Origin of the sequence: Paenibacillus sp. MB22_1 (assembly GCF_047200555.1) — a bacterium.
Classification (GTDB): domain Bacteria; phylum Bacillota; class Bacilli; order Paenibacillales; family Paenibacillaceae; genus Fontibacillus; species Fontibacillus phoenicis.
In genome coordinates, this window is record NZ_JBLADV010000002.1 from 2,514,307 (window position 1) to 2,534,647 (window position 20,341).

General features: G+C 54.5%; 14 protein-coding genes. 9 read left to right on the forward strand and 5 right to left on the reverse strand.

Features of this window, described 5'->3' with window-relative positions; translation table 11 throughout:
• Positions 1–54: 54 nt before the first annotated feature.
• Both ACL02P_RS23185 and ytaF read right to left on the reverse strand, forming a co-directional pair.
• Positions 55–1,002: a hypothetical protein gene (locus ACL02P_RS23185; RefSeq protein ID WP_412838169.1), complete on the reverse strand. Its 948-nt coding sequence runs from the start codon at positions 1,000–1,002 to the stop codon at positions 55–57.
• A gap of 127 nt (positions 1,003–1,129) precedes the next feature.
• On the reverse strand, positions 1,130–1,747 hold the full coding sequence (gene ytaF / locus ACL02P_RS23190) for a sporulation membrane protein YtaF (protein WP_412838170.1): 618 nt from the start codon (positions 1,745–1,747) through the stop codon (positions 1,130–1,132).
• Between the two features lie 160 nt (positions 1,748–1,907).
• Between ytaF and ACL02P_RS23195 the strand changes: the two genes are divergently transcribed.
• Positions 1,908–2,135: a twin-arginine translocase TatA/TatE family subunit gene (locus tag ACL02P_RS23195; protein WP_009226252.1), complete on the forward strand. Its 228-nt coding sequence runs from the start codon at positions 1,908–1,910 to the stop codon at positions 2,133–2,135.
• Positions 2,136–2,275: 140 nt separating this feature from the next.
• On the opposite strand, the gene ACL02P_RS23200 is transcribed toward ACL02P_RS23195, so the two are convergent.
• Positions 2,276–3,235, reverse strand: coding sequence for an MraY family glycosyltransferase (locus tag ACL02P_RS23200; RefSeq protein WP_028539018.1), 960 nt, complete (start codon positions 3,233–3,235; stop codon positions 2,276–2,278).
• 201 nt (positions 3,236–3,436) lie between these two features.
• Between ACL02P_RS23200 and ACL02P_RS23205 the strand changes: the two genes are divergently transcribed.
• Both ACL02P_RS23205 and ACL02P_RS23210 read left to right on the forward strand, forming a co-directional pair.
• Positions 3,437–3,817: a DivIVA domain-containing protein gene (locus tag ACL02P_RS23205; RefSeq protein WP_009226254.1), complete on the forward strand. Its 381-nt coding sequence runs from the start codon at positions 3,437–3,439 to the stop codon at positions 3,815–3,817.
• Positions 3,818–4,072: 255 nt separating this feature from the next.
• On the forward strand, positions 4,073–4,537 hold the full coding sequence (locus ACL02P_RS23210; protein ID WP_009226255.1) for a Dps family protein: 465 nt from the start codon (positions 4,073–4,075) through the stop codon (positions 4,535–4,537).
• A gap of 68 nt (positions 4,538–4,605) precedes the next feature.
• Here ACL02P_RS23210 and ACL02P_RS23215 read toward each other — a convergent pair whose 3' ends face one another.
• Positions 4,606–6,303, reverse strand: a complete 1,698-nt coding sequence (locus ACL02P_RS23215; RefSeq protein WP_412838171.1) for a methyl-accepting chemotaxis protein — start codon at positions 6,301–6,303, stop codon at positions 4,606–4,608.
• Between the two features lie 157 nt (positions 6,304–6,460).
• On the opposite strand from ACL02P_RS23215, the gene thpR reads away from it, so the two are divergent.
• Complete coding sequence (thpR, locus tag ACL02P_RS23220) at positions 6,461–7,027, forward strand: RNA 2',3'-cyclic phosphodiesterase (RefSeq protein WP_412838172.1); 567 nt, start codon at positions 6,461–6,463, stop codon at positions 7,025–7,027.
• Here the strand turns inward: thpR and ACL02P_RS23225 are convergent.
• Positions 7,024–8,205, reverse strand: a complete 1,182-nt coding sequence (locus ACL02P_RS23225; RefSeq protein WP_009226258.1) for an MGDG synthase family glycosyltransferase — start codon at positions 8,203–8,205, stop codon at positions 7,024–7,026. The genes thpR and ACL02P_RS23225 overlap by 4 nt on opposite strands.
• Positions 8,206–8,514: 309 nt before the next feature.
• On the opposite strand from ACL02P_RS23225, the gene ACL02P_RS23230 reads away from it, so the two are divergent.
• The 5 genes from ACL02P_RS23230 to ACL02P_RS23250 all read left to right on the forward strand — a co-directional run bounded on the left by ACL02P_RS23230 (position 8,515) and on the right by ACL02P_RS23250 (position 20,273).
• Positions 8,515–9,102, forward strand: coding sequence for a TetR/AcrR family transcriptional regulator (locus ACL02P_RS23230; protein ID WP_009226259.1), 588 nt, complete (start codon positions 8,515–8,517; stop codon positions 9,100–9,102).
• A gap of 56 nt (positions 9,103–9,158) precedes the next feature.
• On the forward strand, positions 9,159–11,348 hold the full coding sequence (locus tag ACL02P_RS23235; RefSeq protein WP_412838173.1) for a YhgE/Pip family protein: 2,190 nt from the start codon (positions 9,159–9,161) through the stop codon (positions 11,346–11,348).
• A 506-nt stretch (positions 11,349–11,854) separates the two neighbouring features.
• Entirely contained in the window at positions 11,855–16,453 is a 4,599-nt protein-coding gene (gene gltB, locus ACL02P_RS23240; RefSeq protein WP_260071597.1) for a glutamate synthase large subunit, read from the forward strand.
• A gap of 143 nt (positions 16,454–16,596) precedes the next feature.
• The gene (locus tag ACL02P_RS23245; RefSeq protein ID WP_009226262.1) at positions 16,597–18,405 is read left to right on the forward strand and encodes an ABC transporter ATP-binding protein; all 1,809 of its coding nucleotides are present in this window, start codon (positions 16,597–16,599) and stop codon (positions 18,403–18,405) included.
• Positions 18,402–20,273, forward strand: a complete 1,872-nt coding sequence (locus tag ACL02P_RS23250) for an ABC transporter ATP-binding protein (RefSeq protein WP_412838174.1) — start codon at positions 18,402–18,404, stop codon at positions 20,271–20,273. The genes ACL02P_RS23245 and ACL02P_RS23250 overlap by 4 nt, the downstream gene beginning before the upstream one ends.
• Positions 20,274–20,341: the final 68 nt, after the last annotated feature.

The following is a 20,341-nucleotide window of genomic DNA, read 5'->3' on the forward strand; positions in this document are numbered from 1 at the left end:
CAGAAAAAATAGTTATATTTTCCTTATTACTATAACATGGAATTCGATAGAACGCTAGGATAGGATCTTCTGATTTGCCAACCAATAGGCTAAACCGCCTTGGGCTAGCAAACTCCGCTCATCTCTTAAACTTTCTGCTCCCTGCCGAAGATTGGTTCTGAGATAGTCGTGGAACTCGTGTAAGTGCGTCAGACCCGGGGCATTCACCTCTAAAATTGCTGCATTCTGATCCGTTCGTTCGGCAAAAATGAACAGGATGTCCCGCACATGCAAGGCGTGTTTGACTTCATCCGGTGTAGGTCTGCGATCCGATGGAATTTGCAGTTCGTGCTGCACGACGGAAATCAGAGAATTATAGCTTCCTTCTCGTAAATCTTTCTCCCAATCCTCCCAATCATCCAGCATCTGGAGCGTCACCAATACGGCATCAACGGCGGCTTCGAAAGGAGCAATCAGCCGGTCGTGTTCGGTCAGGAGCAGCATGCCAGCCACGGACAGCTTTACAGGGGAAGCTTTATGCGCAATGCGAACCGGGTTGTCTTGGAAGAAATCATGTTGATTTTCTAACAAGACCGCTTCCGCCCATTCTGCAGCATATTTCCGGTAATAACTCCAAAACGGGGAATCGGAAGCGTACAAAGCGGCGTAAATGCGAGTAAATTCAAGTTGAAGCAAATTCGCCAGCGGCAGCTTCCACTTGTCCCCCGCCTCTGGATTGTCCATCACTTCATCGATTAAATGGTAATGCAGCATGACCAAGATCATGGCTACGGTTAACTCGCGGCTGAGCTCCGGCTTGGCGCCGGCAGCCTCCTGCATCCAGAATGGCAGTAAATAGCATATGTAGTTCTGGGAGCCAGATTTTTTCAACGCGTGGAATTTCCCCAAGTAATTGAGGCCATGTCCTCGAAATTCCTCCGGCAGCCCGGAAAGAATCGTCTCGGCCTGATTGAAAGCCGCCGCTAAATCCTTTTCATAGCTATGAAACCAATTCCAGTTCATAAATCGAACCTCCCTTATTAGGAACCATCCTCTTCATTATATAGGAAAATTTGTAGACAAGGTAGTTTGCTAGAAACTCAGCAAAGCCCCTTAGGATAAAAGGGGCTTCGCTAATCGTGTGCGATGTTTAAAAGAGTTGATGAATGCCAATGAGGATTAACAGCAGGCCGGAAATGACAGTGGCCCGGTTACCGAATTTCTCCGCGGCGACCTTCTCGGCAAAGCCGGCGCATGCGGCCAGCAACAGGTAGCTGAACAAACCAACGGACAGCGAAGTATACCAGATGTTCAGTTGGGTGATACCGGCATTAAAGCCGCCGGCCAGCGCATTCATGGCCAAGGCGATCCCCAGGACAATCGATTCGCCAAGACTGATGGATTTGGAGCTGTCCTTGTCTGCTTCTTCAGGATTGCGCAGCAAGCGGGTCAGCGGATTGACGTCATCCTCTTCCTGAATCGAAATGTTCTTCTTCTCCAGAAATGGCTGCAACAGCACCCATACACCAACCCCAACGATCACAATCGTTCCGAGCAACTGTCCGATCCAGGGATGGACCCACGAGGATAACCAGCTTCCGAAATAACCCGACACCAGAGTGGCCAAAAAGGAAATGGCGGCGATGGCCAGATTGGAATACCAAGGAATGCGGATTTTTCGTACTCCGTAGGCGATACCGACTCCCGCATTATCCAAGTTGGACGCGAGTCCAATGGCGATGACGGCCAACAGACTGTAAGAACCCATGATGTTCGCTCCTTTGCAATACATGATGACACAGCATATGCCCAGAAGAGGGAAATGGTTTATGGCCTAGCGTCGTCTTGTTTGCAGGGACAGCCGGAACTGATGATAAAGGGTTTCCATTGTATTCAATAAAGTAGTATAATGTCCACAAGGATACTCGATGGGAGTGATAAATGTGCTTGAAAACTTGTTGCGTCCGTCTCATTTGCTGCTTCTAGTTATCGCAGCATTGTTGTTATTTGGTCCCAGCAAGCTGCCGGAATTAGGGCGCAGCTTTGGCACGATGCTCAAGGAGTTTAAGAGAGGCGCACGTGGGGACATTCTCGAAGACGAGCAGCCGCAGAAAGCGGAAGTTCAACCCGCTGCAGATACGAATAAATCATCCTGATGCCATTAACAAAGACCCTGTTTGGGGTCTTTTTTTGTGGGGGATTCCGTACAATACAAAGCGCGTGCTACCGGGAAGAAACCGGGCACGCGCTTTTGGATTGGAACGACTAGAAGGCCGTTCGCTTTCATTTCGTTTCGTTAGACTTGCAACAGCAGCAGAATGATGGACGACAGTCCCAGACAGGTGCTGATTAGGTACAGGAACATAACCACCTGCTTCTGATTTAATCCGGCCCGAAGCAACCGATAATGGACTTGGCTGGCATCGGCGACGTAAGGTGATTTTCCTTGCAGCATCCGCTTGATCACGACAAACAGATTATCGAAAATCGGTACGCCGAGGGCAAGCACCGGAATAAACAGGGACAGGACCGTAGCTTGCTTGAAGGCGCCGTCCAGTGCGATCACCGCCAGCATAAACCCAAGGAACGTAGCTCCGGCATCGCCCATAAAGACTTTGGCCGGCGGTTTATTGTACCGCAGGTAGGCCAGCGTCACCCCGATCAAGGCAACCGAGAGCATCGCGGAGTTGGTTTGCCCTTTGGTTAAGGCCACCACAAACAGCGTCACGGCCGAGATCGCGGATAATCCTCCGGCCAAGCCGTCCAATCCGTCCGAGAAATTGATGACGGTGGTGACGCCAAAGATCCAGAGAATCGTTAAAATGAACTGAAGCCAGGCCGGCAACAGGACATAATCGCCGCTAAACGGATTTACAAAGCCACTGAAGGTGATGCCGGATGCATAAACCAGCACTGCAGCGGACACTTGGACGATCAGTTTAGGCAGCGCCGGAAAGTCTTTGCCTTTCGTTTTGTACCAGTCGTCGACGGTCCCAATGGCCAGCAATAGCACTCCGCCTGCAAACAATGCTCCCGTCTCCCAGGAGAAGTTGCGCGTAAACAGCAGGTATGCAACAAAGAATCCGGCAAATATCGCATAGCTGGCTGTAAGCGGAATTGGCTGACGATGGATCTTCCGTTCGACGTCCGCTCGGGGTTTGTCCACGAAATCCAGACGGAAGGCCAACTTACCGAGCGGGGGAATCAGAAAATACACGATCAGAAACGATAACAGAAAAGTACATAAGTATAAAATCGCTACTCACCACCAGATGTTAGACTCAGGCTATTGACTATTATAAAAAGAAAACGGGACAATGTCGAATACTTGTATCACCCGCATCCTAACGTGGAGATGAACGAAAGGGCAATAATGTGGTACATTAGAGTAGATACGACTGCTTTTGCAGATTAACTGCGCTGGATAACCTTTTAGGCAGGTACGGAGGGATTTGGAATGCAAGACGATTACGCGCGCAAGCTGGAAGACCAGAAAAGCTTGTTTCGACAATTAGGAATCAAGCTGGATGCGCTCTCCATTCACGAAAAAGATTTTGACGCCAAAATGCGGGGCTACGATAAGGAGGAAGTCGATCGCTTCCTGGATGACATTATCGTTGATTATGAACGCTTCTACGATATTATTACCGATCTGCTGGACAAATATAAAGAAATCCAGCGCCGGCAAGCGTATTGGGAAGAGGAGAAGAAGGCTCTGGCCCGCAGGCCTTCCTTTGATTTGGAAAATGCGGTGGATCGCAGATTGGTGGAGGACGGCATTCGCCAAGTGGAGCGAAGCCTGGAGCAATTTAAGCTGCATCTGCGCGGCGAGCGGTAAATGGAGTAGAACCGAACCGGAGGAGTGTACCGGTTCGGTTCTTTTGTATATGAAGGGCGGAAGAGGTGCAGAATAAACCTGATGCTTGTTGGAATTTCATGCAATATTCATGAAAATGATGGTTGCATATCTAAAAGTGGAGTGGTATGATATAAACAAGATTTAGATTTAGTCTAAATTTAAGTTAGTTCAAGTTTTAGGTATTTGTCACAATGGCTTATCAAATAACTGATATGTTGAATGGAGGAATTCACTATGGCAAACCAAACCTTAACTCAAGCAAATCAAGAACTGCAGAAACAACTGAACCTGCAAATCGCGAACTGGACGGTCCTGTACACGAAGCTGCACAATTTCCACTGGTTCGTGAAAGGTCCAAACTTCTTTACGCTTCATGAGAAATTCGAAGCCCTTTATAACGAAGCGGCTGGTTATATCGATGATATTGCCGAACGTCTGCTGGCCATTGGCGGCACACCGATCGCAACCCTGCGCGAAGCCCTTGCGACGGCCAGCATCTCCGAAGCCAGCGGCAAGGAAAGCGCTGATGAAATGGTAGCAGCCATCGTAGCGGATTTTGCGAAATTGGACAGCGAGCTGAAGGAAGGCATGGAAGCGGCAGAAAGAGCGGAAGATGAAGCCACGAGCGATCTGCTGCTCGGCATCGTCTCCTCGCTGGAGAAACACCGCTGGATGCTGAACGCCTACCTTGGCAAATAAGTCCTTGGTGGATACATGAAAGACCTTGCCCAGCAAGCCTTCTTGCTGGGCAAGGTCTTTTTAGCAACTTACATCACTTTAAAGCGTTCGATCATCGTATGAAGCCGTTCGGCTAGACCGGACAGGAAGCTGGCGGAAGCATCAACCTCCTCCATAGCAGCCAACTGTTGCTGGGAGAATGAGGACATGTCCTGTGCGCCGACCGCCGTATGGCCCGCAAACCGCACGATTTCGTCAATCGACTGCACCAGTCTTTGCGAGTTGTCGGACAGGAGCCGAACCGCTTCACTGATATCAGCGATCGATGCAGCGGTAATTTCCGACGAGGCTGCGATGTCGGTAAAAGAAGCTCCGGCGCTGCGCACCAGCTCGACGCCTCGCTTCGTTTCACGGACGGTCTCGTCCATTGCGCTGCCGGTGAGCTCTACCTGCCCAACGATGTGGGTGATCAGCTCGCTAATTTGCTTCGCCGAGGCTGCGGAACGTTCCGCCAGCTTGCGGACCGAGGAGGCGACTACGGCAAACCCGCTGCCGTATTCTCCGGCGCGGGCCGCTTCAATTGAAGCATTTAACGCGAGCAGGTTGGTTTCGGCGGCGATGTCGGTCATGATGTCCAGGATGCTCTGCACTTCTTTGGAGCGGCTGCCCAGCTCCTCAATGATCGCAGAGAGCTGAACGATTTTGGCTTCCATGGTGGACATTTGCTCTACGCTGGACTGGATGGCTTGTTCCCCTTGGTTTGATGCGGCGGAGACCTGCTGCGCCGATGTTAAGACGCCTTCGGCATGGCGAGCGATCTGCCCAATCCGATCGGACATGTCACGCAGCATGGTCGCCCCGGTTTCCAGGTTCGTAAGTTGTCGCTCCGCACCTTCGGCAAGGGATTGGGTAATTTCAGCCGCTTGCTCACCCGCTTTTCCGGTTTGCTGTGCACTCGCGGATAGCTGCTCCGAGGACGAGGCCACCTGCATCGAAGTGACGTTCACCTCGGTGATCAACTGCCGCAAGCTGCCCACCATCTTCGCAAAATTTTGCGTTAATTTGCCGATTTCATCCTGACCTTGAAGCACGTTCGTCTGTACGGTCAAATCGCCCTCGGCAACCCGCTCCACCTGCCGGGACAACGTTTCCAGCGGCCGAATCATCCGGTGGATAAAGAAGTACACGAAAACAACTGCGGCGAGCAGGACAACGATGCCGATGATAAAAGGCAGGAGCAGGATGTCGCGAGTTCTCTCCCCGATGATCGAGGCGTCGAAGTTAATGACCATTAGACCGATGATCTCTTGGTCGGGGTCATGATTTATGTAGATCGGGCCGTAACCGCTGAGCAGCTTCACGCCGTCATAAGAATAGACCTTGGTATACACAGGATGCTTCATCTCAAGAATCATGTCCCGGTCCTGATCATTGAAATAAAAAGCGTCTCCCGCTTGATATCCCCGGCTTTTGAGGTTCTGGTCAGCCGCAAGAATGGTGCCGTCCAGCGACATCAAAAACACTTCCTTAAACAACGACTTATGCTCTACCGTCCAGTTTAATCGTTTCTCCAGCTCCGCAAGGCCGGTACGGTCTCCGGAGGCAAGACGGGCAACCGCTTCCGGATCTACAAGCCCGGTGGTAATATTGGCACAGCCCACCGTTTCAATACCGACGGATGTCTCGACCTCACGATACGTTGTTTGATAAGCAAATATCCCGATCAGCAAACCAACTAGAAGCAGTAGTCCGATCAGAACAGAGGTAATTTTTTGAGCAAAACTCATATTCCATCTCCAATCCCCATAGGCTTGAAGACTGTATATGCCAGCAACACTAAGACACATTATATAGAGAATCGATGCGCTGGATGTAACTAATCGCACTTCTAATTGTCGAAACAAGTGAAAAAAGTGAGAAAAATATCACAAAAGGTGACGAGTCATGTCAGTAAATGAAGAAAAATGGAGATTATTTATCGCCATCCCTCTTCCGCAAGAGGTCAAGTATAAGCTGGAGGAGTGGTGCAGCGAGCAAAAAACGAGATTGGATTTCAAAAAATGGGTACATGCCGAAGACTACCATATTACCGTGCAGTTTCTGGGAGATACGGCTCCGGGGCGTTTGGACGAGCTGCTGGCTTCATTATCGCGGGCAGCAACGGGGATGGGCCCGCTGGAATTGGAAGCGGCGGGGATTGGTACCTTTGGACGTCCGGCAAGTCCCAGCGTGTTATGGGCTGGCGTCCGCGGTGAGGTGGCCGGGCTGGAGAGCCTGCACAGCCGGGTGACGTCGGAGAACCGGGCACTCGGCTTTGTGCCGGAGGAACGGCGCTTCAGCCCGCATATTACGTTGGCCCGGAAATATCGAGAAGGGGCCAGATTAGATCCTGCAGCGCTGCAGACCCAACCGGAATTCGGCAGCTGGAGGGCCGATCGTCTGGTCATCTATCGGACGCATATGCACAAGCGTCCGATGTATGAGGTGGTTGGATCTGCGCTGTTGACTTAGTTGGCCTGCTGCTCGGCAGGGCTGGCCGTCTGCAGGCGTACGCGGACCGGAGCGGCTGCCTGATACAGCAGATGAAGGACAGCTTCTGCACAGCGGTCAGGCTGATAGCTGGGTTGCAGCAAGGCAGGCTCCGGTCCGGGTTGAAGATCCGAAGCGTGCCGATTGCGGATTTGTTCAAACCATACGTCCAGCACGTCCGGTGAAGTCAGCTCAGCCCCATAGCCGTGCTGAACGAAATATTCGCGATTCTTCTCCTCCTGACCTGGGATCGACTCAAAGAACAACATCGGGATGCTTTTGGCCATTCCCTCGGTGCAGGTCATTCCGCCGGGTTTGGTAATCAGAAGGTCGGAGGCATCCATCCATTTGCCGATTTGCCGCGTGAACCCGATCACCTTCATGTTTGGATGCTGAAGGGCCGGATGCGCACGTAGTCGAGCAGCAAGCTTCTCGTTGCTGCCGGTGCAGCAGACGACTTGGATCTCCTCTCGCCAAGCCGCCAGTTTGTCCAGCAGCTCCTCACGAAGCAGCAATCCCCAGCCGCCGCCCATGACAAGGGCAGTGGGCATATTCTTTAACCCCAATTCCTCCCGGGCGGACGCCTTCTCTTGCTTGCTCCAGAAATCCGGGTGCACGGGAATGCCTGTCACCTGCACCTTGGAGGGGGCTACCCCGCGCTGCACGAGCAGAGCTTTGACCTCAGGGGCGGAGACGAGGTACCGATCCACACCGGGACTCATCCAGGAACCGTGGGCATCGTAATCCGTGATGAGCGTGCACAGCGGCACGTTCAGATCTGAAGTGAGCTTCAGGTAGGACATGATGGCGCTGGGAATCGGATGCGTGCAGACGATCAGATCGGGCTGAAGCTGCGCGATGACTTCGGCCGCGTGGGTATAGAACATTTTGTGCAAGGCCAAACGGGCAAACTTGCCTACCGGCTTCTCGTACTTGTGCTTATAAAAAAGGCCTACCAACGCAGGGCTCGTATTTACCGTCATCCGATACGCGGATAGGATTAGGGGCGCCACCGTCGGATTCAGAAACGAGCCCAGCTCCAGCACCTTCGTCTGGATTTGCGGGTTTTTCCGCTTCAGTCCGGCCGCCAGCGCATGTCCGGCCTGCGTATGTCCACTTCCAAAGCCTTCCGATAGGATCAACACTCTTCTTTTTCGCATGAGGATATCACCTGCTTCTATTAGATCGTTCCGATTCATTGCTTCCTAATACTAAGTTTATGTTGTTTATATTCCGGTTTAAAGGGGCTGGGGACGGGTCGACCCACTGGACCTAGGTCGGGGAGAATCAAGGGAAAAGGGCCTTGGAACAAGCTGGTGAAAGTGAATGAAAAATTCTGAAAAAAACATCTTGCATTTCTGAAGCGAGAGGAGTAAAGTATGAATTGACCAAATGACCGAAAATGAATTTTAGTCATTTTTGGCCGGGAAATGTTTTTCCGTTATTCCAAGCGCAGGGAGGTGACATGGATGGCTGTGGTAGATCGCCGTAAACTCGTCATCGAAGCAGCAGAAAAGTCCTTTGCTTTATTTGGCTACAAAGCGACGACGATGGACCAAGTGGCGAAAATAGCAAATGTGGCAAAGGGAACCATCTACACCTTCTTCACGAACAAAGAGGAGTTGTTCGATGAAATTCTGCGTTCCGTCATTATGGAGATGAAGCGGGTCATCGAGCCGGAGATTGACGAGGAGAAGCCCTTCTTTGAGAACTTGCATCGGGCGATGGATGCGCTGCTGGAATTCCGCCGTGAGCATGAGCTCCTCATCAAGTTGTCCCAAGAGGTTCGCGACTTCGGCACTCCGAAAGCGAAGGAGGGATTGGAGCAGATCGAACACGCGATTCTGGAATATCTGGAGCGCCATCTGTCCCGGGCGGCCGAGCGGCAAGAGATCCGCTCGTATGATCCCAAGCTGCTCGCTTTCGTTGTGTTTAAGCTCTATATCGCGTTAACCTCGGACTGGAACAAGAATAATCCGCCTTTGAGCAAAGAACAAATCAAGGAGTTTATCCGCGATTTTCTGGCTGGAGGCCTGCTTCTGCCAAGGGAAGTTTAAAGGAACTACATTCAACAATTTAGAGAAAGAAGCCACCAAGGGGAGAGAAAGCAAAAATGAAATCATTAAGTGTATTTTTCAAGGATATGGGAGCCACCTTTAAAAATCCTAAAGTGTTCATCCCGATTCTTGTTGTGCTGTTCATTCCCGTACTGTACAGCGGCATGTTCCTGACGGCCTTCTGGGATCCGTACGGGAAGATGAACGAGCTGCCGGTAGCGGTGGTGAACGAGGATCAGGGCGCGCAATACGAGGGGAAGGAACTGAAGGTCGGCGAGGACCTCGTTGCCGAACTGAAGAAGAGCGACGACTTCCAATGGAAGTTCGTCACCCGCGAGCAAGCGGAAACCGGGATGAAGAATAATGAGTATTACATGACGATCATCATTCCGGACAATTTCTCTTCACAAGCGACCACATTGATGGATGAAAATCCGTCGCCGGCTCAGTTGATCTTTGAGCCAAACGAAGGTTACAACTTCCTGGCCGCGCAAATCGGCGGTACGGCTGTGAAAGAGATCAAATCGAAAGTGTCCGCCAAAGTGACGGAAGCCTATACGGAAACCTTGTTTGACCAAGTGGAGAAAATCTCCGGCGGCCTCAGTGAGGCGGGCGACGGGGCCAGCACCCTCAACGAAGGGGCGGTGAAGCTCGATGATGGAACCAAGAAGCTGAAAGAAAATCTGGCGAAGCTCGTCGCCGGCACGATGAAACTCGAAGACGGCGTAGCGCCTCTGGAGAAAGGTACGCAGTCGTTATATCAAGGCATCAATGAAGTGAAGGACGGTGCTGGCAGCCTCGCCAGCGGCTTGAAGCAACTGGAAGCGGCCAGCCAACAGCTGGAAGCTGGCGCAAAGCAAGCGCATCAAGGCGGTACCAAGCTGCAGGCAGGCCTTCAATCGTCGCTGGAAGGCGCGAAGAAGCTGGAAGCTGGCTTGTCCGCATCTGAACAAGGCAGCGCCCAACTGCAATCCGGCCTGGAAGCGTCGGTGCAAGGAAGCGAGAAGGTAGCCGCAGGGGCGAACAGCGTGGCGCAAGGCTTGGAACAGCTGGCCCAAGCGAATCCGGAACTGGCGAAGAACGCGGCGGTTCAGCAGTTGATCGCGGCCAGCAAGCAGGTCGCCCAAGGCAGCGAGCAGCTGCACCAAGGGAATCAGCAGCTGCTGAAAGGCAGCCAAGACCTACACAGCGCCCAGCAGCAGTTGGTTCAAGGCGGGCAGCAATTAACGGCGGGCCAAGAGCAGCTGTTGCAAGGCATGACCGAGCTGAACGCCGGACAAGAGAAGCTGGCGAGCGGCCTGGAGCAATTTAGCGGCAAGCTGTCGGAAGCGGCGGCTGGCGGCAAGAAGCTGGCAAGCGGTGCCGGACAGCTGAGCGCAGGTGCCAAACAACTGCTCGGCGGTGTTGAGCAATTGTCTGGCGGCGTAGGCACGCTGGCGGACGGCTCGAAGCAGCTGGATGCAGGTGCGGGTGAACTGAAGGACGGCATGGATCAACTGACAGAAGGCTCGGGCGAGCTGGCTTCGAAGCTGACCGATGCCGCAGAACAAACCTCCGGCGTGAAGAAAACCGATGCGCTTGTGAACATGTATGCTCAGCCGATTGAGATCAACGAGCAGAAGGTTAATGAAGTACCTAACTACGGCACCGGCTTTGCACCATACTTCTTGTCGCTGGGCCTGTTCGTTGGGGCGCTGATCTCGACGCTGGTTGTGCCGGTCAGAGGCACTTCGGTGGCGGAAGCCAGCGGCTGGAGCCGCTTCGTAAGCCGTACGCTGACTTTTGCCGGCATGAGTCTGATACAGTCCTTGCTGGCGTCTGCACTGGTTCTTTACGGATTGGGGCTTGAGGTCAAGAGCGTTCCGCTCTTCTATCTCTTCGCCTTTGTCACCAGCTTGTGCTACATGTTGATCATTCAAGCACTTGTAACCTGGATGGAGAACCCGGGACGGTTCTTGGCGATCCTGATGCTGATTTTCCAACTGACGACCAGCGCAGGAACGTTCCCGCTCGAACTGATTCCGAACTGGATGAAAGCCTTCAACCCGATCCTGCCGATGACGTACAGCGTCAAAGGCTTCAAGGCGGTCATCTCCACCGGCGATATGCCGATGGCTTGGGAAAACATCGGATGGTTGGTTGCGTTTGGCGTTGTATTTCTGGCGTTTACGCTGGTGTACTTCCTGCGCCACGAACGCAGTACAGAACGCAGTCCTGAAGCCAACCTGAGCGTACAGTCGCACTAATCAAATCATGATTACAGAAGATCCGCTCTCTGGAATTCCGGAGGGCGGATCTTTTTTGTAGGTGGGTAGATATCCCTGAGCCGAGCCTTTTGCAGGATGATCCCGAATCATCAGTCGAGTTTGGCCGGGACACATTCTTTACCGGGACATAAACTCTATAGTAACAAAGTTCCCGTCGGGTTACGGACCTTATGAGCAACGGGCAACAGGTTCGCTCCTACCCCTTAAAAAAAGGGATAATGGTGCAAATAGACACGCAGAGACAACCACACGTCTTCATATGGTGACGCTTTCGTGGCAAAACCGCCCTGTCACGGCCTAAAAGTTCTAATCAATAGTGCAAAATAAAGAGAATATAATGCAAAAACAGATGTGACATTTTCCGTTAGAATAAAAAGAAAGATTGAACCGGGCTTATCCGGCGTAGTCGCAGGACATAGGGACTGATCCATTCTATTCGCTAATGATGTTTGAACTACCTCTAAATAGAAAGGTTGCGTCAGATGATGAAACATACCGTTATACCTCCCAAGCAGGGACTCTATGATCCCGCTTTCGAAAAAGACGCTTGCGGCATGGGCTTCGTGGCTCATATCAAAGGGAAAGCCTCCCATGATATCGTCAGCCAAGCGCTGACCATGCTGGCGAATATGGAACACCGGGGCGGCCAAGGCAGCGAACCGAATTCGGGGGATGGCGCAGGTATTTTACTGCAAATCCCGCACCGTTTTTTTGCCGCTGAAGCAGCAAAGCTTGGATTTACACTGCCGGAGGCAGGACAATATGGCGTTGGGATGCTGTTCCTGCCTCATGACGAAGCGGTTCGGGCTAAGCAGGAGGAAGAGCTCGTGCGTATCGCCGAGGAGGAAGGACAACGCGTCCTTGGCTTCCGTACGGTGCCAACTCGCGACGATATGCTGGGCCAATCGGCCAAAGCGGCTAAACCGTTCGTCCGCCAGATTTTTATCGAGCGTTCCGCAGATCTGAAGGAGGATCTGGACTTTGAGCGCAAGCTGTACGTGATCCGGCGCCGGGCTGAACGCGCGATCCGCTATAGCGGCGCCGAGCAAGGGGATGCTTTTTACGTACCCAGCTTATCGTGCCGGAAAGTAGTCTACAAAGGGATGCTGACCACGGAGCAGGTTGGGCAATTCTACCTCGACTTGCGGGACGAGAGACTGGAATCGGCCATCGCGATGGTGCACTCGCGCTTCAGTACGAATACGTTCCCAAGCTGGGAGCGGGCGCATCCGTACCGCTTTATGATTCACAACGGCGAGATTAATACGCTGCGCGGCAACGTGAACTGGATGCATGCCCGTCAGTCGATGTTCAAGAGCGAGAAATTTGGCGACGATTTGGAAAAGGTAAAACCGATCATCAATCCGGACGGCTCGGATACGGCGATGTTCGACAATACGTTTGAATTCCTGTACTTGAGCGGACGCTCCCTGCCTCACGTAGCGATGATGATGGTGCCTGAGCCTTGGGTTGGCCGGGACGACATGGACCCGGACAAAAAGGCGTTCTACGAATACCACAGCACGATGATGGAGCCATGGGACGGGCCTGCGGCGATGGGCTTTACCGACGGGATCCAGATTGGGGCGATTTTGGACCGGAACGGCTTGCGTCCATCGCGTTATTACGTAACGAAGGACGACTTGATCGTCCTCTCCTCGGAGGTTGGCGTGCTTGATATCCCGGCGGAGAATGTGCTCTATAAGGACCGGCTGCGTCCGGGCCGGATGCTGCTGGTCGACACGCAGGTAGGCCGGATCATTTCCGACGAGGAAGTGAAATCCGCCATCGCGAAGGAGCATCCGTACCGTGAATGGCTGAACGAGCATCTCGTTGAGCTGGAAGATCTGCCGGAAGCGAAAGAGCTGCCGCCGGAGAGTCATGAAGACATTGCGCGCCGTCAAATGGCGTTTGGCTATACGTATGAAGACCTGCGGAAGGTGCTTGAGCCGATGGCCTTAACCGGTCAGGAAAATATCGCTTCGATGGGTTACGACGCGCCGCTCGCCGTCTTGTCCGAACATCCGCAGCGATTGTACAACTACTTCAAGCAGATGTTTGCGCAGGTTACCAACCCGCCGATCGATGCGATCCGCGAGGAGCTCGTTACCTCGACCGCAACGACGATTGGGCCGGAGCGCAACCTGCTTCAGCCGGAGCCGGAGAGCTGCCGTCAAATCCGGTTGGATTCGCCGATTCTGTCCAATGAGGACTTTGCGAAAATCCGCCATCTGCACCGGCCAGGGTTTAAAGCGATCACGATTCCAATCCTGTTCCCGGCTGCCGAAGGAGCGGAGGGGCTGCGCAAGGCGTTGGATACGTTATGCGAAGCAGCAGATCGGGTCATCGCCAAGGGCCATAATATCCTGATCTTGTCCGACCGCGATATGGATGCGGAGAACGCGGCTATCCCGGCGTTGCTGGCAGTATCCTGCTTGCATCACCATCTGATCCGTGAAGAGACGCGGACCAAGGTCAGCCTGCTGCTGGAGTCGGGCGAGCCGCGTGAAGTACACCATTTTGCGTTGCTGCTTGGTTACGGCGTCAGCGCAGTGAATCCATATCTTGCGTTCGAATCGTTAAAGGATATGATTGCTCAAGGGATGCTGCAGGGCATTTCGCATGAAAAAGCGGTGTACAACTTCATTAAAGCTGCGACCAAAGGGGTCGTTAAAACGTTGTCCAAAATGGGCATCTCGACGATTCAATCGTACCGCGGGGCGCAAATTTTCGAAGCGGTTGGCCTGGAGCCTTCCTTCGTAGACCGTTACTTTACGTGGACGCCGTCGCGGATCGGGGGCATTGGCTTGAAAGAAGTGGCCGCCGAAACGCTCGCCCATCATTTCCGTGCCTTTACCGATAAGGATGGCAATGACAAGGTGCTGGATTCCATCGGGGAATACCAGTGGCGCAGCGGCGGGGAAGAGCATCTGTTCAACCCGCAAACGGTGCATTTGCTGCAGCAGGCGGTCCGTACGGGCGATTATAAACTGTATAAGAAATTCGCCGAGCTGGTGCAAGGCGAGAACAATAAACATTTGACGCTGCGCTCTTTGCTGGAGCTGAAGCCGGTCGGGCCGAAGGTGCCGCTGGAGGAAGTGGAATCGGCTGCTTCGATCATGCGCCGCTTCAAGACCGGGGCGATGTCGTTTGGCTCGATCAGTAAAGAAGCGCATGAGACGATTGCGATCGCGATGAACCGCATCGGAGGCAAGAGCAACACCGGCGAAGGCGGCGAGGATCCGGCGCGTTATGTGCCGGACGCTAACGGCGATCTGCGCCGCAGCGCGATCAAGCAGGTGGCGTCGGGACGGTTTGGTGTTACATCGCACTACTTGGTGAACGCCGACGAAATCCAGATTAAGATGGCGCAAGGGGCGAAACCGGGTGAAGGCGGTCAGCTGCCGGGCCGTAAGGTGTATCCTTGGGTAGCGGAAGTACGCGGCTCCACGCCGGGGGTTGGCTTGATTTCGCCGCCGCCGCACCATGATATCTATTCGATCGAGGATTTGGCGGAGTTGATTTACGATCTGAAGAACGCCAATCCGAAAGCGCGTATCAACGTGAAGCTGGTTGCAGAGGCCGGCGTCGGAACGATTGCTGCCGGCGTTGCTAAAGGCCGCGCGGACGTCATTCTGATCAGCGGTTATGACGGGGGCACTGGTGCTTCGCCGCAAAGCTCGATCCGCCATGCGGGCTTGCCGTGGGAGCTGGGGCTGGCTGAAACGCATCAGACCCTAATCCTAAACAACCTGCGCGACCGCGTCGTACTGGAAACCGACGGCAAGATGCTGAACGGCCGCGACCTCGCTGTTGCCGCACTGCTTGGGGCTGAGGAGTTTGGCTTCTCGACTGCACCTCTGGTGGCGGTTGGCTGTATCATGATGCGGGTATGCCAGCTGGATACATGCCCAGTAGGGGTTGCCACGCAAAATCCGGAGCTGCGCAAAAACTTCACCGGAGATCCGCAGCACGTTGTCAACTTTATGACCTTCGTGGCAGAGGATCTGCGCGAATGGATGTCCGAGCTGGGCTTCCGCACACTGGAAGAAATGATCGGACGCACCGACTGCCTGGATGCGGTGAAGGCGGTGGATCATTGGAAGAAGAAAGGCGTTGATCTCAGCTCGTTGCTGCATATGCCGGAGCTTCCGGAAGGAAGCAGCCGCTATTGCACGAAACAGCAAAACCATGGGCTGGAAGAGACGTTGGATATGACGAAGCTGCTGCCGCTGGCTCTGCCTGCGCTGGAGCGCGGCGAAGCCGTCAGCGCCCGGCTGCCGATCTGCAACGTGAACCGGGCGACCGGGACGATTGTAGGCTACGAAGTTACCCGCCGTTATGGACAGCAAGGGCTGCCTGAGGATACGATCACGTTCCATTTTGAAGGTTCTGCGGGCCAAAGCTTTGGGGCGTTTATCCCGAAAGGCATGACCCTCACCGTCGAAGGCGATGCCAACGACTACACCGGCAAAGGGCTGTCCGGCGGCAAGGTGATTGTGAAGCCGTCGCCGCGTGCAACGTTTGTCCCAGAGGAGAACATCATCATTGGCAATACGTCGTTCTATGGTGCAACGAGCGGGGAGGCTTACATCCGCGGGATTGCCGGGGAACGGTTTGCGGTGCGGAACTCCGGGGCCAACGTCGTCGTTGAAGGCGTCGGTGACCATGGCTGCGAATATATGACCGGCGGACGGGTTGTCATCTTGGGTGAAACCGGCCGGAACTTTGCAGCCGGGATGTCCGGCGGGATCGCATACGTGCTTGATGAGAGCGGAGATTTTGCGGGCCGCTGCAACCTGGAAATGGTGCTGCTCGAGTCGGTGGAGGATCCGGCGGAAATCGATCAGCTGCGGACGTTAATCAGCCGTCACATCCTGTACACGGATAGTACGGTTGGACGCCGCGTGCTGGATCGTTGGAACGAGTACCTGCCGAAATTCGTCCGCGTCATTCCGAAGGACTACAAACGGATGTTGGAGCAAATCCGTAAAGTTGAAAATGAAGGGCTGAAGGGTGAAGCCGCGCTGCTCGCTGCATTTGAAGCGAATGCGCGCGAGCTGGCCCGTGCCGGCAACAACTAATAGATTTTAGCGATAGCAATGAGGAAGTTGACCGCCCCGGTTGTCTGAACAAGACTGCGGGGCGGTTTTGTTAGGTAAAAATAAACCGATTGTGCGAACATACGTTTTTCGTGTAATATGATTTGGAGAATATTAGGAAGTGAATGGGAAAGGGGGAGCGGCCTTTGGCTGAACAAACTGTTGCATCGCAAGGCGGCAAACGAAGGACGAGACCTCTAGGGCATTATCTCGAAATGCTGGAGAAATACGTGTTCACGCAACGCAAGCTGCTGTTCAGTATGGCTGCGTTGCTGTTGATCTCGATCGCTTTGCAGCTGATTAATCCGCAAGTCATTCGTTATTTTATCGATACCGCGCAGGGGGATGGAAGTTTAAAGCCTTTATATATCGCGGCGGGACTCTTCATCGGCTTCTCTCTGATCCAACAGCTCGTATCGGTGTGCGCGTCCTACTTCAGCGAGAACCTGGGCTGGACGACAACAAACAAGCTGCGCGCGGACCTCGTCAGACATTGCCTGTCGCTGGATATGTCGTTCCACAAGTCGAACACTTCCGGTTCTTTGATTGAACGGGTGGACGGCGACGTCAACGCGCTGGCCAACTTCTTCTCCAGCTTCCTGATCCATATGCTGGGCAATTTGCTGCTGATGACGGGCATCCTGTTGCTGCTGTTCCGTGAAAGCATCTGGATTGGTGCAGCGATGAGCTTATTTGTCGTTGGTGCCATCTTTATGATTCGGAAAATTCGTGAGTTTACGGTTCCGGTGTGGACCAAGTGGCGTGCCCAAAATGCCGAGCTTTACGGGTTTATCGGTGAACAGCTGGAAGGCACCGAGGATACCCGGGCGAACGGGGCGGCCGGTTACGTGCTGGAACGCTTCTATGCCATGGCCCGGCGGATGCTGCCGGTACGCGTTCGCGCCTCGGTGGGCTTCGGTATGATGTGGGGGACAACGATTCTCGTGTTCGCTCTGGGCAATGCCGCCGCCTTTCTGGTTTGCGCCTGGTTGTGGAGACGGGGCGAGCTGACGATCGGTTCGATCTACCTTGTGTTTTATTACACGGAGCTGCTGGCTCAGCCGATTGAGAAGATCCGTACCCAGCTGGATGATCTGCAAAAAGCCGACGCCAGTCTAATCCGCGTCCGGGATCTGCTGAATACGAAATCGCGGATTACCGACGGTCCAGGCGCACCGCTGCCGAAGGGGCCGTTATCCGTGAAAATCGACCGCCTGACGTTCTCGTACGAGGAAGACGGAGAGCCGACACTGCATGAGGTGGATTTGATGCTGAAGCCGGGAGAAACGCTCGGCTTGCTAGGCCGCACTGGCAGCGGAAAATCTACATTGGCGCGGCTGCTGCTGCGCTTCTACGATCCCCAACAGGGCAAGATCGAGCTGTCGGGCATCGACATCCGCGAGTGCAAGCTGCACGAGCTGCGGAGCGGGGTGGCGATGGTGACGCAAAACATCGAGATTATGGAAGGCACCGTTCGCGATAATCTGGCTCTGTTTGATGAAAGCATACGGGATGAGGACATCATCGCGGTGTTAAATGAGTTGGGATTGCAGGAGTGGTATGCTGCTTTGCCTGATGGACTGGATACAGTGCTCTCCTCCGGAGGGGGAAGTCTGTCGGCTGGGGAAGCGCAGCTGCTGGCGTTTGCTCGGGTATTCCTGACGAACCCGGGGCTGGTTATCCTGGACGAAGCCAGCTCCCGTCTCGACCCGCTGACCGAAAACCGGATCGAGACGGCGATCACCCGGCTGCTGGAGTCGCGGACGTGCATGATCATCGCGCACCGTTTATCAACCGTGCAGCGAGCCGATCAGATCCTTATTTTGGAGAATGGCCGAATCGTGGAATATGGACCACGCAAAGAGCTGGCGGCTGACCCCGGTTCTCGGTTTAGCCGGATGCTGTCCGTTGGCCTGGAGGAGGTGTTGGCATGAGCACGCGGCATTTTTTCTGGAGATTGCTGCTGAATCGTCCGGCTTTTTATATCGCGAACCTGCTCTCCTGGACGATCATTCATATGATCCCGCTGCTTCCGGGCCTGATTACGAAGGCGTTCTTCGATGATTTGGAAGGCAGCGCCAACCTCCCATTCGGAGTTGAGGGACTAACGGCGTTGCTTATCGGCGTGGCGCTGGCGCGCATCGCGATGATCGCTGTAGGCTGCTGGACAGATGGCAGCTACCGATTCCGGATCAGCATGCTGCTGCGGCGAAATATGCTGGCCCATGTGCTTCGGGAGCCCGGCGCCAAAGCGATCCCTTGCGCACCGGGGGAGGCGATCAGCAATTTCCGCGATGACGTGGATCAAGCGGAGGAAGCGATGAGCTGGTCGGTGGATATGCTTGGCCTGATGGGCTTTGTTGTGATCTCCAGTTATATTCTGATTTCAATCGATGCGCAGTTGACGTTCTTCGTCTTTGTACCGCTCATTCTGGTCGTGACAGCCGCGCAAATCGCCACGGCGCGCATTCAGAAGTACCGGGCTGCCAGCCGCGCTGCCACAGCGAATGTAACCAGCTCAATCAGCGAGATGTTCGCGAACGTACAGGCGATTCAAGTCGCGGGAGCGGAAGAGCGGATCGTCCGGCGGTTCGAACGTCTGAGCGACGAGCGCCGGAAGATGATGGTCAAAGATAAGCTGATCACCGAATCGCTGTCCTCTGTGTTTACGAACTCCGTCAACCTCGGAACCGGACTGATTCTGGTGCTGGCCGGTTACAAGATGCGCAGCGGATCGTTTTCCGTCGGTGACTTGTCGCTGTTCATCTATTACTTAACCTTTGTCACCCAATTGATTTCGAACGTCGGGAACTTTATGACGTTTTATAAGCAAATGGCGATCAGCTTCTCCCGCCTGAAGCACATGCTTCAAGGCGCTCCGGCCAAGCTGCTGACGGTTCCGGCGTACATCGGAATCGGCAAGCGGCGGGAGTCGGACACCGATCACGGGATGAAGGGCGCAGCAACTGCGTTAAGCGTCTCGGGATTGGGGACGTATCCGGCTGGATCTCCGTTAGAGCAGGACGACCGGAATGTACTTGCAGCCGATCTGCCGGCGGAGCCGCTGCAGCTGCTGGAAGTGAGCGGACTGACGTATCGCTATCCGGAGACCGGCCGGGGCATCGAGAACGTCAGTCTGCGCCTGCCACGCGGATCGTTTACGGTCGTCACCGGCATGATCGGCTCCGGCAAAACCACGCTGCTGCGGGCGTTGCTTGGCCTGCTGCCGGCGGAAGCCGGGGAGATCCGCTGGAACGGCCGCATCGTCCGTACGCCGGCTGACTTTTTTGTTCCGCCGCAAAGCGCGTATACGGCGCAAATCCCGCGCCTGTACAGCGACAAGCTGCGGAACAACATCCTGCTCGGGCTGCCCGAGGACGAGGGCAGCCTGACGCAGGCGCTGCACGTCGCCGTGCTGGAGGACGACGTGGCGCAGCTCGCGCATGGCCTCGACACGATGGTCGGACCGCGCGGCGTCAAGCTCTCCGGCGGCCAGGTCCAACGGACCGCGGCCGCCCGGATGCTCGTGCGCGAGGCACAGCTGTACGTGTTCGACGACCTGTCGAGCGCGCTCGACGTCGAAACCGAACGTAAGCTGTGGGAGCGGTTGTTCCAATCCCGAGGCGAGGCAACCTGCCTCGTGGTGTCGCACCGCAAGGCCGCGCTCTCGCACGCGGACCATATCATCGTGCTGAAGGACGGCACGATTGAAGCCGAAGGCACGGCGGAGCAGCTGCTCGCCACCAGCGCCAGCTTCCGCCAGCTCTGGTACGGCGAGGAGCCGCAGGCCGACGGGGCATAAGACTGCAAATCCCAGCCCAAAGCGCCAACAGGAGGTCTGAAGGGGGCGGCTGATGGCATTATGGCCCG

Excerpts from the sequence above, each read along its gene's own strand:
- ACL02P_RS23185 (WP_412838169.1), bottom strand. The coding sequence starts at position 1,002 with ATGAACTGGAATTGGTTTCATAGCTATGAAAAGGATTTAGCGGCGGCT.
- ytaF (WP_412838170.1), bottom strand. The coding sequence starts at position 1,747 with ATGGGTTCTTACAGTCTGTTGGCCGTCATCGCCATTGGACTCGCGTCC.
- ACL02P_RS23195 (WP_009226252.1), top strand. The coding sequence starts at position 1,908 with ATGGGAGTGATAAATGTGCTTGAAAACTTGTTGCGTCCGTCTCATTTG.
- ACL02P_RS23205 (WP_009226254.1), top strand. The coding sequence starts at position 3,437 with ATGCAAGACGATTACGCGCGCAAGCTGGAAGACCAGAAAAGCTTGTTT.
- ACL02P_RS23210 (WP_009226255.1), top strand. The coding sequence starts at position 4,073 with ATGGCAAACCAAACCTTAACTCAAGCAAATCAAGAACTGCAGAAACAA.
- ACL02P_RS23215 (WP_412838171.1), bottom strand. The coding sequence starts at position 6,303 with ATGAGTTTTGCTCAAAAAATTACCTCTGTTCTGATCGGACTACTGCTT.
- thpR (WP_412838172.1), top strand. The coding sequence starts at position 6,461 with ATGTCAGTAAATGAAGAAAAATGGAGATTATTTATCGCCATCCCTCTT.
- ACL02P_RS23225 (WP_009226258.1), bottom strand. The coding sequence starts at position 8,205 with ATGCGAAAAAGAAGAGTGTTGATCCTATCGGAAGGCTTTGGAAGTGGA.
- ACL02P_RS23230 (WP_009226259.1), top strand. The coding sequence starts at position 8,515 with ATGGCTGTGGTAGATCGCCGTAAACTCGTCATCGAAGCAGCAGAAAAG.
- ACL02P_RS23235 (WP_412838173.1), top strand. The coding sequence starts at position 9,159 with ATGAAATCATTAAGTGTATTTTTCAAGGATATGGGAGCCACCTTTAAA.
- gltB (WP_260071597.1), top strand. The coding sequence starts at position 11,855 with ATGAAACATACCGTTATACCTCCCAAGCAGGGACTCTATGATCCCGCT.
- ACL02P_RS23245 (WP_009226262.1), top strand. The coding sequence starts at position 16,597 with ATGGGAAAGGGGGAGCGGCCTTTGGCTGAACAAACTGTTGCATCGCAA.
- ACL02P_RS23250 (WP_412838174.1), top strand. The coding sequence starts at position 18,402 with ATGAGCACGCGGCATTTTTTCTGGAGATTGCTGCTGAATCGTCCGGCT.